This is a genomic window from Desulfocurvus sp. DL1XJH-121, from assembly GCF_054819825.1.
This window is the reverse complement of record NZ_JBTVWW010000001.1, coordinates 288,158-302,131: the sequence shown is the minus strand read 5'-3', so window position 1 is coordinate 302,131 and position 13,974 is coordinate 288,158. Positions and strand designations below refer to the sequence as shown.

Genomic DNA, 13,974 nt, shown 5'->3' with positions numbered 1-13,974 from the left:
GATTCCTTGTGGTGTTGCGGTCCGCGTGCGCGTCGCGGATCAGTCCTCGAAACGTTTGAACAGCACGCTGGCGTTGGTGCCGCCGAAGCCGAAGGAGTTGGAAAGCACGTAGTCCACGCGGCGCTCGACGCTGCCGCCAATGGTGTAGTCCAGGTCGCAGTCCTCGCCGGGGTTCTCCATGTTGATGGTGCCCGGGATCACGCCGTGCTTGAGGGACAGCGCGCTGAACACGCCTTCCACGCCTCCGGCCGCGCCGAGCAGATGCCCGATCATGGACTTGTTGGCCGTCACCGACAGCTTGTAGGCGTGGTCGCCGAAGACCATTTTTATGGCCCGGGATTCGGCCAGGTCGTTGAGCTCGGTGCTGGTGCCGTGGGCGTTGATGCAGTCCACGGCCGTGGGGGCCACGCCCGCGTCGTCCAGGGCGCCCTGCATGCACAGGCGCATGCCCCGGCCGTCCTCGGGCGGCGCGGTCATGTGGTAGGCGTCGGCGGACGCGCCGAAGCCCGCGACCTCGGCGTAGATCTTCGCTCCGCGCGCCTTGGCGTGCTCAAGCTCCTCCAGGAGCAGCAGGCCGCAGCCCTCGCCCATGACGAAGCCGTCGCGGTCGCGGTCGAAGGGCCGCGAGGCGTGGGCCGGGTCGTCGTTGCGCGTGCTCATGGCCTTCATGGAGCAGAAGCCGCCCAGCGCCAGGGGCGTGATGGTGGACTCCACCCCGCCGGTGATCATGGCGTCGGCGCGGCCCAGGAGGATCTCCGAGAAGGCGTAGCCGATGCCGTGGGTGCCCGAGGCGCAGGCCGAGGTGGTGGTCATGTTGGGACCGGCCGCGCCGGTGAAGATGGCCACCTGGCCCGAGGCCATGTTGGAGATCACGATGGGGATGAAGAACGGGGAAATCCTGCGCGGGCCGGCCTCCAGATATTTGGAGTGGGTGGCCTCGATGGTCTCCAGGCCGCCCAGGCCGCAGCCCATGATGACGCCCGTGCGGTTGGGCGCGTTCTCGTCCACCGTGTACCCAGCGTCCTCAAGCAGCGCCTGGGAACAGGCCACGGCATACTGGGTGAAGCGCTCCATGCGCTTGGCTTGCTTGAAGGGGATGTAGTCCTCGACGTTCCAGTCCTTGACCTCGGCCACGACCTGGGTGGCGTAGGCCGAGGCGTCGAAGCGGGTCACCGGCCCCACGCCGCTGACCCCGGCCAGGAGGTTTTCCCAGCTGGTCCGCACATCGTTGCCAATGGGGGTGATGGCCGACAGGCCGGTTATGACAACCCTCTTTCTGCTCATACATCCTCGCTTGGTTCGCACGGGGATGGCGCGGCCGAAGCCTTTCGCCGTAGAAAAGTGGAAGCGTCTTTCGGCCGTGCACCGGCCTCAAGACGCTCCACGATGAGGTATCGGAACGGGCTTGCGGCCCTTACTTGTGCTTTTCGATGTAGTCGATGGCGTCCTGCACCTTGACGAGCTTCTGGGCCTCGTCGTCGTCGATCTCGACGCCGAACTCCTCTTCCATGGCCATGATGAGCTCCGTGAGGTCCAGGGAGTCGGCGCCGAGGTCCTCCACGAAGGAGGCGTCGGCCACGACTTCGCTGGCGGAAACGCCGAGTTGCTCCACGATGATCTCTTTGACTTTGCTTTCGCTGGACATTCAATCCTCCAATTCTTGATTCACTTTCGTGTGTTGTCTACATATACATGCCGCCGTTCACGGCCAGGACCTGCCCGGTGATGTAGGCGGCGTCGTCGGAAACAAGGAAGGCCACGGCGGCGGCGATGTCGTCGGGGCTGCCGAAGCGTTTCAGGGGAATGCGATCGAGCATGGACGTCGTGGCCTTTTCGGGCAGGTCGGCGGTCATGTCCGTGGCGATGAAGCCGGGGGCCACGGCGTTGACCGTGATGCCGCGGGAGGCGAGCTCCAGGGCGGCGGTCTTGGTCATGCCGATGACGCCGGCCTTGGCGGCCGTGTAGTTGGCCTGGCCGAAGTTGCCGCTCTGGCCGACCACGCTGGCCATGTTCACGATGCGCCCGCTGCGCTGCTTGACCATGATCTTGGTTGCCTCGCGCAGGCAGGCGAAGACGCCCGTGAGGTTCACGTTCAGGACCGTGTCCCAGTCCTCGTCCTTCATGCGCATCATCAGCGCGTCGCGGGTCAGGCCCGCGTTGTTCACCAGGCCGTGGAGCAGGACCTTGTCCTTGATCTCGGCGGCGAAGAAGTCGGCGATGGCCTGGCGGTCGCCCTGGTCCAGGGCGAAGGCGCGGGCCTTGCCGCCCTGGGCGGTGATCTCGTCCACCACGGCCTGGGCGCCGTCGGGGCGGCTGACGTAGGTCAGGTAGACCTGGTAGCCCTCGCGCGCCAGGCGCAGGGCGCAGGCCTTGCCTATGCCTCGGGACCCTCCGGTGACCAGGATCGTTGCTTCAAGATCGCTCATGGGTAGGACTCGTATTGCGTTTGCGGAACCGCTGTGTTGTAGCCTAATTCAGCCTTGACTTCAATATCGAGGGGCGGTTGTAAAAGTTATTTATTCCAGAGCGTTGCAGATTTGTTGCGTGCGCACTAAAAATCCAGGAGAACAGCGCCCCAGGTGAACCCGCCGCCGAAGACCGTGAGCAGCACGCGCTGCCCGGGTTTGAACAGGCCCTGGTCGATGCCCTCGCACAGGGCCAGGCCCACGCTGGCCGAGGAGGTGTTGCCGTAGCGCTGGACGTTGGTGAAGACCCGTTCGCTGGGGATGGCGAGCTTTTTGCCCACGGCCTCGATGATGCGCAGGTTGGCCTGGTGGGGCACCAGCCAGTCGATGTCGTCCACGGTCAGCCCGTTGTCGGCCATGACCTCTTTGCAGGTGGCGGTCATGTTGCGCACGGCCACCTTGTAGACCTCGCGCCCGTTCATGCTGATGAAGAACTCCTCGCCCACGGTGTCGCCCAGCCTGTAGGGCGCGCCCGAGCCGCCGCCGCTGAAGGTCAAGAGGTCGCCGTACTGGCCGTCCGAGGCCAGGCGCGCGTCGGCGATGCCTACCGAGCGGCCGCCCGGTTCGCGGGTGACCACGGCCGCGCCGGACCCGTCGCCGAAGAGCACGCACGTGGTGCGGTCCTCCCAGTTGGTGCGGGAGGTCAGGATCTCCACCGCAGCCACCAGGACCACGGCCTTGGGGTCGGCGGCCACCAGGGCGCGCGCGGTGTACAGGCCGTAGAGGAAGCCCGAGCAGGCCGCGTTGAGGTCGAAGGCTATGCGCCCGGCCAGGCCCAGCTTACGCTGGATCTGGGTGGCGGCGTTGGGGCAGTAGGAGTCGGGGGTGCAGGTGCAGCAGACGATGTGGGTCACGTCCTCGGGCGTCATGCCCGCATCGGCCAGGGCCTTCTTGGCGGCCTCGCTGGCCAGGTCCGAGGCGGTCTGGCCTTCGCAGACGTGGCGCTCTTTGATGCCCGTACGGGTGGTGATCCACTCGTCGCTGGTGTCCACCATGGACTCCAGGTCCGCGTTGGTGAGAATCTTCGGGGGAACCTGGCAACCGAATCCGCGTATGTATGCAGGGTGCTTCATGATGTAGATGGGGTTGGACTGGCGGCGGGAGGGCGGGGAGCGTCACTCCCGGCCGAGGTCCTTGTGTCGTTCCAGGCCCTTTTGGATATGGGTGTTGGCGTCGCTCTCGATGAATCGTCCGGCCATTTTCACGGCGCTGCAGATGGCCCTGGCGTTGGAGGCCCCGTGGCAGACGATGACGATGCCGTTGAGGCCCAGCAGCGGGGCCCCACCGTACTCGGCGTAGTCCACGAAGCGGGCGAAGCGGCGCAGCCTGCCCTTGGCCAGGAGCGTGCCGATGCGGCCGAGCCAGCTGCCCAGGAGTTCGCGCTTCATGACCTTGGCCATGTTGGAGACCAGGCCCTCGGTAAGCTTCAGGGCCACGTTGCCCACGAACCCGTCGCAGACGATGACGTCCACGTCGCCCGTGAACACGTCGCGGCCTTCCACGTTGCCCACGAAATCCAGGTCCGAGGCCTTGAGCAGGTCGAAGGCCTCCTTGACCAGGGTGTTGCCCTTGCCCTCCTCTTCGCCGATGGACAGGATGCCCACCCGGGGTTCGGAGAGGTTCAGGACGTCTCGGGCCAGGACCTCGCCAAGGATGCCGAACTGCAGGAGGTGCCGGGGCTTGGAGTCCACGTTGGCGCCCACGTCCAAAAGGACGATGGGCTTCTTCACCGTGGGCAGGATGCCCGCGAAGGCCGGGCGGGACACGCCCTCGCCGCGGCCGATGACGAACATGCCGCAGGCCACGGAGGCCCCGGAGTTCCCGGCGCTGACCACTCCGTCGGCGCGGCCGTCCTTGACCAGGCGGCAGGCCACCTGGATGGAGGCGTCCTTCTTGCGCCTGAGCACGTCCGAAGGCTTGTCCGTCATCTCCGCCACCTCGGAAGCGTGGACGATCTCCACGTCCAGCCCCTTGGTGTCGTTGCGCGACAATTCCTCGGACACGGCGCTCTCGTCGCCCACCAGGATCAAGGACATGCCCTTTTCCCTGGCGGCGTCCAAAGCGCCGGATACGATGACGCCCGGGCCGCTGTCGCCGCCCATGGCGTCCACGGCTATGCGCGGAACGCTATTCGGCATCTTCCTTGAAGAGCACCTGTTTGCCCTTGTAAGCGCCGCAGCTGGGGCAGGCGCGGTGGGGCAGGGAGGGTTCGCCGCATTCGCAGTAGATCACGGTGGGCTTGGCCACGTGGTCATGGGCGCGGCGCATGTTGCGCTTGGACTTGGAAGTCTTTTTCTTGGGCACTGCCATTTGTATTACCTCGTGTTGTGGCGTCTCGATCGCGCCCTGGAGGGCGCTAGTTCTTGTCCGGTATCTTGAGCCCCCGCAGCACGGCCAGCCTGGGGTCTCCCCCCTGGTCCGCGCAGGTGCAGGTTTCCTCGTTCAGGTCCGCCCCGCAGACGGGGCACAGTCCCTTGCATGCCGGCGAGCACAGGGGCTTGCCGGGCAGCGCGAGAACGAACTGTTCCCAGAGGATGCTGCCCGCGTCAAGCTCCAATCTGCCGTTTTCTTCGCGCAGGAGCACGGGCTCGGTCTCGTCCTCGGGTGTGAGGGTGGCGAAAGCCTCGAACTCAGCGTCCAGGGACACGGAGGCGGGCTTGGTGCAGCGGGCGCAGGGCGCGCTCACCGCGCCCGCGAGCCTGCCGCGCACCAGGCAGGAATCCTCCTGGGGGTACACCGTGAGAACGGCCTCGATCGGCGCGTCGAACTCCAAACCCATGGCGAACTCCCGGGCGGGAGCGGACCAGATTTCAGAGTCCGAAAACGAAAATTCCCGGCCGGTCGCCGGGATGTCGGATATGTCGATCCACAGTGTTCTCATGGTTGCCTCGCAAGAGGACCTACCTATAGGTGAAAAATTCATCTTGTCAAGGCAAAAGCGCTTGCCTTTTGGGGCCCGGGCGTATAAAGAAACGAATTCGTTTGGGCGCGGCATGCCCCGCGTTCCGCATCATTAAAGACCCCTTCGGCAGCGGCTCCGGCCGCCGCGCGGAAAATACAGGAGGAACAACATGAGCCAGGTTTGCGAAGTCTGCGGCAAGCGCCCCCAGGTCGGAAATAACGTTTCCCACGCCCACAACAAGACCAAGCGTCGCTTCATGCCCAACCTGCAGAAGGTGCGCGTGCAGCTGGCCTCGGGCGAGGTCAAGAGCATGAAGGTCTGCACCCGCTGCATCCGTTCCGGTGCCGTGCAGAAGCCCGCCGTGAGCAAGAAGGAAGCCTAACGAGCCCTTATTGTGCCGTGAAGCGAAAGTGAGCTCTTCCGGATGCGTCTGGGGGAGCTTTTTTATTGGGTCATTAAAAATATTGGGAGGAAGCCGTGAGGCAACCTGATACGTTGTATACAGAGCTGTTGAAGAGCTTTCGGTCTGGGGAATCGGTCGACTGGGCTTCCAAAAGAGTGGAGTTCGCCGAGGCTGTTCAAACGGGCATAAAAAACTCAAAGCTTTACTATGAGTATGCCAAGCTGCAACGGGAAGTGGGTGCGGATAAGAGCATTTCGATTTTGGACTATGGGTGCGGGGGCGGAATGTTTGTGTTGTATCTCCTTTTGGATGGCTATCAGAATGTCAAGGGGGTCGATACTTCAGATCGTTCAGAATATGATGATTTTATCAAGACGATTTTGGGGATTGAGGGTGGAGAACCCATCCTCCAGGCTTATGACTGTGAGCGCTTGCCGTTCGATGACCAGGAATTCGATGCTGTTGTAAGTATTATGGTCATGGAGCATGTTCACGACATTGATTCATATTATAGAGAGTGTGCACGGGTTCTTAAGCCGAGAGGAGTTGTATTGTTGGATTTTATGCATCGTCTTGAGCCGTTTGATACGCATTCTAGGTGTTGGATTGTTCATTATTTTCCTATTTTTATACGAAAAATTTTATATGACAAATTTTCTGACAAAGGATATTCTTATTACAATGAGATACTCAATTTAAAGACCGTTGCGTCACATAGGAAATATTCGGCTCCCTTCTTTTCGAATTTCAAATCCTGCACAAAAAGAAGATTGAAGGAATTTGATTATGGGCGGGAAAGATACAAAGGATATGCCGGAGCGCGAAGTCTTGTGGCTCGGCTGATCAATCTTCCTTTAGTTGGAGGAGGCTTCTTGGAGTTGCTTTCGCATCTGGCCGGAGCGGACATCGTACTGCGCAAATAGCAGGGCCAGACGGGCAGATGTCTATGTGGTGCCTTTTTGCCCACGGACTTTGGGTGGCACTGTGTAGGTTGACTCCATTTCCACTACCCTGGTGTCGATAATGTCGAATTTCTGGGGTCGGGGGAATCTTTGTTCATCATAATAGAAAGATTTTGCGTCTTTGATTGTAAAGCGCAAGGGCGAAACACGTTGCCTGGCCTTGTTTTTCTCCGTCGCCAGATCCTTTGGGCTCTAGATGCCAGCCTTTTTTATGTCGCAATCATTGGAGTTTCATTTGCAGAGTGTGGCTCTCGCACCACATGCTTCCGGCAGGCGTTCGTGACTGTGCCCTCGCCTTCACTGGGGTTCAGGCTCCGAGCTTTGATACTCGCTGGGGCTTGAATTGCATATGAGATAATTTTGCTCCCAATTTGGGACCAACATTTTTACTTTGTAATTGGCCTAATTGCTGGGGCTTTGTTGTTTTTCTGGCTTGCATGGGCAGTGGGCTAGAGGTAGCCGTCCCCGGGTCTGCGAGCGTGGATGCGCCTAGCGGGTACCCCGAACCAGACCTGGGCCTCGGGAACGTCGGCCAGGACCACGGCCCCGGCGCCCACCACGGCGTGCGCGCCCACGCTGGTTCCGTGGCGCAGGACCGCGCCGATGCCCACAGCCGCGAAGCCGCCGATGCGGCAGTTGCCGCCCGCCACGGCCCCGGGGGCCAGACTGGCGAAGTCCTCCAGCACTCCGTCGTGGTCCAGTTGCGCGCCGGTGTTCACGATGCAGTGCGCGCCCACCCGGGTGTCGGGGTTGAGCACCGCCCCGGCCATGACCACCGATCCTCCGCCCACTTCCACGCCCCGGCCCAGGCTGGCCGAGGGATGCACGGCCGAGGCGAAGGAGAAATCCGGCGCCAGGGCCGCGATGCGCTCGGCCACCTTGTGCCGCGTCCAGTTGTCGCCGATGGCGATGATGCCTTTGTCCACCCCGTATTCCTTGCACAGGGCGGGCAGGTCGTCCTCCTCGCCCAGCACGGGCAGGCCGAAGTGCTCCACGCCAGCGGGCAGACGCGCGTCGATGAAGCCCGCGACCCTGAACGAGCCCTGGCGCTCCACGATGTCCAGTACCACCTTGGCGTGGCCCGAGGCCCCGATGATGAATATGGGCTGCATGGGGCGCACTATGCACCATAACAAATCGGCGGTCCATGGGGGTGAGCGTCCGCCCACGACAAGGCCCCCGCGCTCCGAGGAGGGCGGGGGCCTGATTTGTCGCTTGTCTGCACCGCGCTATTCGTCGCGTTTCATGGCCAGGGCGCGGTCCATGCGGGCCAGGGTCTTGTCCTTGCCCAGCACGGCCAGGGTCTCGTACAGGCCCGGGCTGAAGCCCCGGCCCGTGACCGCCACGCGCACGGGCTGGGCGATCTTGCCGAACTTCAGCTCGCGCTCCTCGCAGAAGGTCTGCAGGGCCTCCTCCAGGGCGGGCTCGCTGAATTCCACCCCGGCCAGCAGGGCGCGCACATCGGCCAGGACGTCCACGGCTCCGCCCTTGAGATGCTTCTTCACGGACGCGGGGTCGTATTCGATGGCCTCGTCGTCCATGAGGAAGAAGGCGCACTGTTCGGCCATGTCCGTCATGGTCTTGGCCCGGGGCTGGTACAGGGGCACGATGGCCGCCAGCTTGGCGTCGTCCGCCGAAAGCCCCAGGCCCTTGAGGTGCCGGCCCAGGATGGGCGCCAGGACCTCCACCGGGGTTTCCTTGATGTAGTGCTCGTTGACGCTCTCCAGCTTGGTCAGGTCGAACATGGAGGGCGAGGAATTCAGGCCCTGGGTGTCGAACAGGCGGACCAGTTCCTCGCGGCTGAACAGCTCCTGGTCGCCGTGGCCCCAGCCCAGGCGCACCAGGTAGTTGACCACGGCGTCGGGCAGAAAGCCCATCTGCTCGTATTCCATGACGCTCATGGCGCCGTGGCGCTTGGAAAGCTTCTTCTTGTCCGGCCCGAAGATCATGGGCACGTGGCCGAACACGGGCACGGGCAGGCCCAGGGCCGCATAGATGGCGATCTGCTTGGGCGTGTTGGAGAGGTGGTCCTCGCCGCGGATGATGTGGGTCACGCCCATGTCCGCGTCGTCCACCACCACGGCCAGGTTGTACATGGGGCTGCCGTTGGCCCGGCGCAGCACGAAGTCGTCCACCATCTCGTCATAGTCCATGGACATGGGGCCCTTGACCAAATCGGCCCAGGCGCACACGCCCTCCGGGGCCTTGAAACGCACCACGCGGCCCTCGCCCGGGCCCAGGTTCTTGTGGCGGCAGGATCCGTCGTACTTGGGCTTTTTGCCCTCGGCGCGGGCCTTGTCGCGCATGGCGTCCACCTGCTCGGGGGTGCAGTCGCACCAGTAGGCGTGGCCCGAGGCGACGAGCTTGTCGATCTGCTCGTTGTAGAACTCGGTGCGGTCGGACTGCAGGTACGGGCCGTGGTCCCAGTCCAGGCCCAGCCAGGTCATGCCGTCCACGATGGCCTGGGTCATCTCCGGGGTGGAGCGGGCCTGGTCCGTGTCCTCAATGCGCAGCACGAACTCGCCGCCGTTGGCGCGGGCGAAGAGCCAGTTGAACAGCGCGGTGCGCGCGCCGCCGATATGCAGATAGCCCGTGGGGCTGGGAGGGAATCGGGTCACCACTTTGGTCATGGTCGGGGTCTCCTGGAAAACGCGTAGGAAAGCTTCGGCCCGCGCCCGGGGCGCGGGTCCGCCGCCTATATATTAAGGATGGGGGAGGGGGCGGGGCTACACGGCCTCGACGGCCTTGACCCCGGGAACTTCCTTGAGAACGATGCGTTCGATGCCGCTCTTGAGGGTCATCCGGGACATGGGGCAGCCCTGGCAGGCGCCCTGGAGCCGGACCTGGACCACGCCGTCGTCGGTGATGGCCACCAGTTCCACGTCGCCGCCGTCGGCCTGCAGGGCGGGCCGGATCTTGGCCAGGGCCTGTTCCACTTGTTCGCGCATGTCGTGCTCCTTCTCGTACGGGTTGACCGGGCTGTATCCGTTGGGCCGGTGGTTGTCAAACGGCGTGCGGTCCGGGAACTGTTATGAGCAACTTTCCTTGACAAAGATGAGCAGGAAAACCTATCAAACAAAACATGCTGACCGAGTTGTTCACGTCCAAGACGCGCATCAAGGTATTGCTCAAGCTGTTCCTGAATCCAGGGGTTTCCTGCTATGTGCGGGAACTCGCCAAGGAATTCGGCACCGCGCCCAACGCCATCAAGGAAGAGCTGGACAGCCTGTCCCGGGCCGGATACCTGGAAGCCGACCAGCAGGGACGATCCACCTATTTCAAGGCCAACGTCAAGCATCCCTTTTTCCCGGAAATCCATTCCATCGTGCGCAAGACCCTGGGCATAGACAGGCTCGTGGAGCACGTTCTGGACAAGCTCGGGCAGGTGGACGCGGTGTACATCCTGGACGACTACGCCGAGGGCCGCGACTCCGGGCTCATCGACGTCTTGGTGGTGGGGGACGTGGATACGGCCAAGCTGGACAGCCTCTGTCGCGTGGCCGAGGAGAAGATCAAGCGCAAGATCAGGATGCTCGTCATCGGCCCCGAAGAGTACGCGGAACGCAGGGACATTTTCATGAACAGGCCCCACTGGAAAGTGGTCTGAGAGCACAATCATGCGGGACAATTTTTTGGTGTTCGGTTCTCCGCTCATGGGGCGGGAGGAATTGGACGAGGTGGTTGCGGCCATCGAATCCGGATGGATCGGCAGCGGCCCGAGGGTGGCGCGTTTCGAGAGCGATTTTGCAGGCTACAAGGGCGCGCCCTACGCATGCGCGGTGAATTCCTGTACGGCAGGCCTGCACCTGTCCATCCTAGCGGCGGGCGTCGGCCCAGGCGACGAGGTGGTGACCACCCCCCTGACCTTCTGCGCCACTGTCAACGCCATCCTGCACGCGGGCGCGACCCCAGTGCTGGCCGATGTGGACCCTGCGACCATGAACGTCGACCCCAGGGCCGTGGAGGCCGCGATCACTTCGCGGACCAAGGCTTTGCTGCCCGTGCACTTCGCGGGGCGCCCCTGCGACATGGATTCCCTCTGCGCCCTGGCCGAGGAGCGTGGCCTGACCCTTATCGAGGATTGCGCCCACGCCATCGAGGCTGAATACAAAGGTGGGAAGATCGGCACATTCGGGGAGTTCGGCTGCTTCAGTTTCTACGTGACAAAAAACGTGGTCACGGGCGAGGGCGGTATGATCCTCTGCAAGGATGAGAAGCGCGCCGCGCGCATCAAGCAACTGGCCTTGCACGGTATGAGTTGCGACGCCTGGAAGCGCTTTTCGGACTCCGGATACAAGCATTATTTTGTGGTCGAGCCTGGGTTCAAGTATAACATGATGGATATCCAGGCGGCCATGGGCATCCATCAGCTGGCCCGGGTGGAGGAGAACCTCGTGCGCCGCGAGGCGGTGTGGGCCGCCTACGACGAGGCCCTGGCGGACCTCCCCCTGACCCTGCCCGCCCCGCCGGAGCCCGGCACCCGCCACGCCCGGCACCTGTATACCGTGTTCCTGAACCCCGACGCCCCTGTGACGCGCGACGATTTTTTGGAAGCCATGACCGCGCGCAAGATAGGGGTCGGGGTCCACTACATGAGCCTGCCCGAGCATCCCTATTACCAGTCAGCCCTGGGCTGGCGGCCGGAAAAGTGGCCCGTGGCCATGGACATCGGGCGGCGCACCGTGAGCCTGCCCCTGTCCGCCAAGCTTACGGACCGCGACGTGGCCGACGTCATCGAGGCCGTGCGCGACGTGTTGGAGGCGGGGTAAACGCCATGCATGCCAGGGTCGCCACGCCGTTTTCGCACCTGTTCGCCGACCCTGGGGCGGCGCGCGCCATTACTGCGGCGTCGGACCTCCTGGAGTTGCGCAGCCCGGAGCAGGCGCGCGAGGTGCGGGGTGATATCCTTTTCCATTGCGAGCTGTCGCTGGCCGCGCCCTGGGGCCAGGCCGAGGCCGGGTTGCTGCGTGAGATGGCCCGGGCCGCCCGGGACAGGCTGCGGCTGGTATCTTTTCATCTGTACTCGCGCTACGCGGACAACGAGGTGCGCGACGGGGCCTTCGTGGGCCGGGGCGCGCCCATGGACGAGGCGGTGATGCTGGCCAATGCCCACGCTAACGCCCGCACGGCCCGCGAACTGTTCGGGTCCGCCACGCCCTTGTTGGTGGAGAACAACAATCACCTGGGCACCGACGCCTACGAGGTGGTCACCGAGCCCGGGTTCATCACCGAGGCCCTGGACGTGGCCGGGGCCGGGCTGCTCCTGGACGTGGCCCACGCGCGCATCAGCGCGGCCAACACCGGCGTGGGGGAAGCTGCGTATTTTGTGGCATTGCCTCTGGAACGCGCGGGACAGATCCACCTCTCGGCCCATGGCCAGGATGGAGGCGGTCGCTGCTTCGACGCCCATGAGGCGCTCTCTGATAAGGATTTTTCGTATTTCGTGGAGTTGCTGCCCGTCCTGCCGGGTCTGAAATTTGTGAGCATCGAGTATTACCGCGACGCGGACATCCTGCTGGAACAGATCGCACGGCTGCGGTCCGTCCTGGCCGGGGCGTCAAAGGGAGAAGAGGCATGAGCCAAGGATTCGATTATTCTCCGGGGGGCTTTTTCGGGCTCCGTGGCCGGGTGGCCCTGGTTACCGGCGCATCGGGACAGTTGGGCTCGGGCATGGTCTGCGGCCTTCTGGCCGCCGGGGCCTGTGTCGTGGCGGCCGACGTGACCCGCGAGGGACTGAACGCGGCGCGCGAGCGCTGGGATTGGCCCGAGGATCGCGTGGCCCTGGCGGTTTGCGACATCCGCAAGCGCGCGGACATCGTCGCGGCTCTGGAGACGGGTGCCGAGGCCTTCGGCCAAGTGGACTGCCTGGTGAACAACGCGGGCGTGAGCGTGTTCGAGCCCTTCATGGAGCGCAGCGAGGAGTCCATCGACTGGGTCATGGACGTCAACGTCAAGGGCACCATCCTCTGCATCCAGGAGTTCCTGCGCCACCGCGAGGCGCGGGGCGGGGGCGGGGCCATCGTCAACGTGGCCTCCCACTACGGGCTCATCAGCCCGGACCCGCGCATCTATACGGACTGCGAGCGCAAGAATTCGGAGATATACGGGGCCACCAAGGCCGGAGTCATGCAGATGACCCGCTACTTCGCGGTGCACGGCGCCCAGTGGGACGTGCGCTGCAACGCGGTTTCGCCCGGCGGGGTGCGCAACCCGGACAACCCGCAGGGGCCGGATTTCCAAAAGAACTACGGCTTCCGCTGTCCCATGGGCCGCATGGCCGAGACCCACGAGATCGTGGGGGCGGTGATGTATCTGCTGTCCCCCGCGGCGGCCTATGTCAACGGACACAACGTCGTCGTGGACGGCGGCATGACCAGCTGGTAGCGGAGGATCACCATGGCGCGCATCAAGAAGCTGAAGGATCACGGGTTTTCCACGGACAACAGAACCTACGTCATCGCCGAGATTGGCATCAACCACGGCGGGGACCTGGACTTGGCCAAGAAGCTGATCGACTCCGCGGCGCGCACGGGCTGCGACGCCGTGAAGTTCCAGACCTATCTGACGGAAAAGCGCGCGCCTGAGGGCAACCAGGCCGTGTTCGATCTGCTCAAGGGCTGCGAGTTGCCCTTCGAGGCCTTTGGCGTGTTGAAGGACCACGCGGCCTCGGCCGGAGTGGATTTCTTTTCCACGCCTTTTGACCGCGAGAGCGTGGACTGCCTGCGGGCCATCGGCATGGACCTGTACAAGGTCGCCTCCTTCGACGTGGTCAACCACGCGCTGCTCAGGGATGTGGCCGCCACGGGCAAGCCCGTGATCATGTCCACGGGCATGGCCGGGCGCGACGAGATCATGGCCGCCCTGGACGTGCTCAAGTCCGGCACGGACAATATCGCCGTACTGCACTGCATGTCCTCGTATCCCCTGGCCGAGGAGAACGCCAACCTGGCGGCGATCTACGAGTTGCAGGAGGCCTGCGACTGCGTGATCGGCTATTCGGACCACACCCCGGGCATCGAAGTGCCGTTGTACGCCGTGGCCGCCGGGGCCCAGGTCATCGAAAAGCACTACCGCGTGGATGAGGCCATGGACTGCATCGACGCGGCCGTGTCCATCACCGAGGCGCAGATGGCGGAGATGGTGGCGCGTATCCGGGGCCTGGAGGCCATGTTCGGAACCGGCGCGCTGGGCGTGCGCGAGGTGGAGAAGCCCATCGAGCCCTTCAGGAGGCCGAGCAACTAG

17 protein-coding genes are annotated in these 13,974 nt (G+C 63.8%); 7 read left to right on the top strand and 10 right to left on the bottom strand.

Features of this window, described 5'->3' with window-relative positions; translation table 11 throughout:
* Nucleotides 1-39: 39 nt before the first annotated feature.
* The 7 genes from fabF to ACYYG1_RS01390 form a co-directional block, all read right to left on the bottom strand.
* Nucleotides 40-1,284: a beta-ketoacyl-ACP synthase II gene (gene fabF / locus ACYYG1_RS01420; RefSeq protein ID WP_461208484.1), complete on the bottom strand. Its 1,245-nt coding sequence runs from the start codon at nucleotides 1,282-1,284 to the stop codon at nucleotides 40-42.
* A 130-nt stretch (nucleotides 1,285-1,414) separates the two neighbouring features.
* A complete protein-coding gene (gene acpP / locus ACYYG1_RS01415; protein ID WP_461208483.1) occupies nucleotides 1,415-1,645 on the bottom strand; it encodes an acyl carrier protein in 231 nt (76 codons plus the stop codon).
* Between the two features lie 37 nt (nucleotides 1,646-1,682).
* Nucleotides 1,683-2,426 carry a 3-oxoacyl-[acyl-carrier-protein] reductase gene (fabG, locus tag ACYYG1_RS01410; RefSeq protein WP_461208482.1) on the bottom strand — a complete coding sequence of 248 codons (744 nt, stop codon included), beginning with the start codon at nucleotides 2,424-2,426 and terminating at the stop codon, nucleotides 1,683-1,685.
* A gap of 125 nt (nucleotides 2,427-2,551) precedes the next feature.
* On the bottom strand, nucleotides 2,552-3,538 hold the full coding sequence (locus ACYYG1_RS01405) for a beta-ketoacyl-ACP synthase III (protein ID WP_461208481.1): 987 nt from the start codon (nucleotides 3,536-3,538) through the stop codon (nucleotides 2,552-2,554).
* 42 nt (nucleotides 3,539-3,580) lie between these two features.
* Nucleotides 3,581-4,603: a phosphate acyltransferase PlsX gene (gene plsX / locus ACYYG1_RS01400; protein WP_461208480.1), complete on the bottom strand. Its 1,023-nt coding sequence runs from the start codon at nucleotides 4,601-4,603 to the stop codon at nucleotides 3,581-3,583.
* Nucleotides 4,593-4,775 carry a 50S ribosomal protein L32 gene (rpmF, locus tag ACYYG1_RS01395; protein WP_461208479.1) on the bottom strand — a complete coding sequence of 61 codons (183 nt, stop codon included), beginning with the start codon at nucleotides 4,773-4,775 and terminating at the stop codon, nucleotides 4,593-4,595. Before rpmF ends, plsX begins: the two co-directional genes overlap by 11 nt.
* 46 nt (nucleotides 4,776-4,821) lie before the next feature.
* Entirely contained in the window at nucleotides 4,822-5,346 is a 525-nt protein-coding gene (locus ACYYG1_RS01390; RefSeq protein WP_461208478.1) for a YceD family protein, read from the bottom strand.
* A 190-nt stretch (nucleotides 5,347-5,536) separates the two neighbouring features.
* Between ACYYG1_RS01390 and rpmB the strand changes: the two genes are divergently transcribed.
* Complete coding sequence (rpmB, locus tag ACYYG1_RS01385) at nucleotides 5,537-5,749, top strand: 50S ribosomal protein L28 (RefSeq protein ID WP_461208477.1); 213 nt, start codon at nucleotides 5,537-5,539, stop codon at nucleotides 5,747-5,749.
* Between the two features lie 95 nt (nucleotides 5,750-5,844).
* On the top strand, nucleotides 5,845-6,693 hold the full coding sequence (locus ACYYG1_RS01380; protein WP_461208476.1) for a class I SAM-dependent methyltransferase: 849 nt from the start codon (nucleotides 5,845-5,847) through the stop codon (nucleotides 6,691-6,693).
* A 488-nt stretch (nucleotides 6,694-7,181) separates the two neighbouring features.
* Here ACYYG1_RS01380 and ACYYG1_RS01375 read toward each other — a convergent pair whose 3' ends face one another.
* From ACYYG1_RS01375 to ACYYG1_RS01365, 3 genes are all read right to left on the bottom strand, one after another.
* Nucleotides 7,182-7,844, bottom strand: a complete 663-nt coding sequence (locus ACYYG1_RS01375; protein ID WP_461208475.1) for an acetyltransferase — start codon at nucleotides 7,842-7,844, stop codon at nucleotides 7,182-7,184.
* Nucleotides 7,845-7,961: 117 nt separating this feature from the next.
* Nucleotides 7,962-9,362, bottom strand: a complete 1,401-nt coding sequence (gene gltX, locus ACYYG1_RS01370; protein ID WP_461208474.1) for a glutamate--tRNA ligase — start codon at nucleotides 9,360-9,362, stop codon at nucleotides 7,962-7,964.
* Between the two features lie 96 nt (nucleotides 9,363-9,458).
* A complete protein-coding gene (locus ACYYG1_RS01365) occupies nucleotides 9,459-9,680 on the bottom strand; it encodes a NifU family protein (protein WP_461208473.1) in 222 nt (73 codons plus the stop codon).
* Between the two features lie 134 nt (nucleotides 9,681-9,814).
* Here ACYYG1_RS01365 and ACYYG1_RS01360 point away from each other — a divergent pair, with 134 nt between their 5' ends.
* The 5 genes from ACYYG1_RS01360 to ACYYG1_RS01340 are packed head-to-tail and all read left to right on the top strand — an operon-like array spanning nucleotide 9,815 to nucleotide 13,974.
* A complete protein-coding gene (locus tag ACYYG1_RS01360) occupies nucleotides 9,815-10,339 on the top strand; it encodes a winged helix-turn-helix domain-containing protein (protein WP_461208472.1) in 525 nt (174 codons plus the stop codon).
* A gap of 10 nt (nucleotides 10,340-10,349) precedes the next feature.
* Nucleotides 10,350-11,501, top strand: coding sequence for a DegT/DnrJ/EryC1/StrS family aminotransferase (locus ACYYG1_RS01355; protein WP_461208471.1), 1,152 nt, complete (start codon nucleotides 10,350-10,352; stop codon nucleotides 11,499-11,501).
* A gap of 5 nt (nucleotides 11,502-11,506) precedes the next feature.
* Nucleotides 11,507-12,310 (top strand): multinuclear nonheme iron-dependent oxidase, encoded by an 804-nt coding sequence (locus tag ACYYG1_RS01350; RefSeq protein WP_461208470.1) that lies wholly within the window; start codon nucleotides 11,507-11,509, stop codon nucleotides 12,308-12,310.
* Nucleotides 12,307-13,116, top strand: coding sequence for an SDR family oxidoreductase (locus ACYYG1_RS01345; RefSeq protein WP_461208469.1), 810 nt, complete (start codon nucleotides 12,307-12,309; stop codon nucleotides 13,114-13,116). Before ACYYG1_RS01350 ends, ACYYG1_RS01345 begins: the two co-directional genes overlap by 4 nt.
* 12 nt (nucleotides 13,117-13,128) lie before the next feature.
* A complete protein-coding gene (locus ACYYG1_RS01340; protein ID WP_461208468.1) occupies nucleotides 13,129-13,974 on the top strand; it encodes an N-acetylneuraminate synthase family protein in 846 nt (281 codons plus the stop codon).

Coding starts and splice junctions, on each gene's coding strand:
- ACYYG1_RS01365 (WP_461208473.1), bottom strand. CDS start 9,680: ATGCGCGAACAAGTGGAACAGGCCCTGGCCAAGATCCGGCCCGCCCTG.
- fabF (WP_461208484.1), bottom strand. CDS start 1,284: ATGAGCAGAAAGAGGGTTGTCATAACCGGCCTGTCGGCCATCACCCCC.
- fabG (WP_461208482.1), bottom strand. CDS start 2,426: ATGAGCGATCTTGAAGCAACGATCCTGGTCACCGGAGGGTCCCGAGGC.
- rpmF (WP_461208479.1), bottom strand. CDS start 4,775: ATGGCAGTGCCCAAGAAAAAGACTTCCAAGTCCAAGCGCAACATGCGC.
- ACYYG1_RS01350 (WP_461208470.1), top strand. CDS start 11,507: ATGCATGCCAGGGTCGCCACGCCGTTTTCGCACCTGTTCGCCGACCCT.
- ACYYG1_RS01360 (WP_461208472.1), top strand. CDS start 9,815: ATGCTGACCGAGTTGTTCACGTCCAAGACGCGCATCAAGGTATTGCTC.
- rpmB (WP_461208477.1), top strand. CDS start 5,537: ATGAGCCAGGTTTGCGAAGTCTGCGGCAAGCGCCCCCAGGTCGGAAAT.
- ACYYG1_RS01390 (WP_461208478.1), bottom strand. CDS start 5,346: ATGAGAACACTGTGGATCGACATATCCGACATCCCGGCGACCGGCCGG.
- plsX (WP_461208480.1), bottom strand. CDS start 4,603: ATGCCGAATAGCGTTCCGCGCATAGCCGTGGACGCCATGGGCGGCGAC.
- ACYYG1_RS01405 (WP_461208481.1), bottom strand. CDS start 3,538: ATGAAGCACCCTGCATACATACGCGGATTCGGTTGCCAGGTTCCCCCG.
- ACYYG1_RS01375 (WP_461208475.1), bottom strand. CDS start 7,844: ATGCAGCCCATATTCATCATCGGGGCCTCGGGCCACGCCAAGGTGGTA.
- ACYYG1_RS01355 (WP_461208471.1), top strand. CDS start 10,350: ATGCGGGACAATTTTTTGGTGTTCGGTTCTCCGCTCATGGGGCGGGAG.
- gltX (WP_461208474.1), bottom strand. CDS start 9,362: ATGACCAAAGTGGTGACCCGATTCCCTCCCAGCCCCACGGGCTATCTG.
- ACYYG1_RS01340 (WP_461208468.1), top strand. CDS start 13,129: ATGGCGCGCATCAAGAAGCTGAAGGATCACGGGTTTTCCACGGACAAC.
- acpP (WP_461208483.1), bottom strand. CDS start 1,645: ATGTCCAGCGAAAGCAAAGTCAAAGAGATCATCGTGGAGCAACTCGGC.
- ACYYG1_RS01345 (WP_461208469.1), top strand. CDS start 12,307: ATGAGCCAAGGATTCGATTATTCTCCGGGGGGCTTTTTCGGGCTCCGT.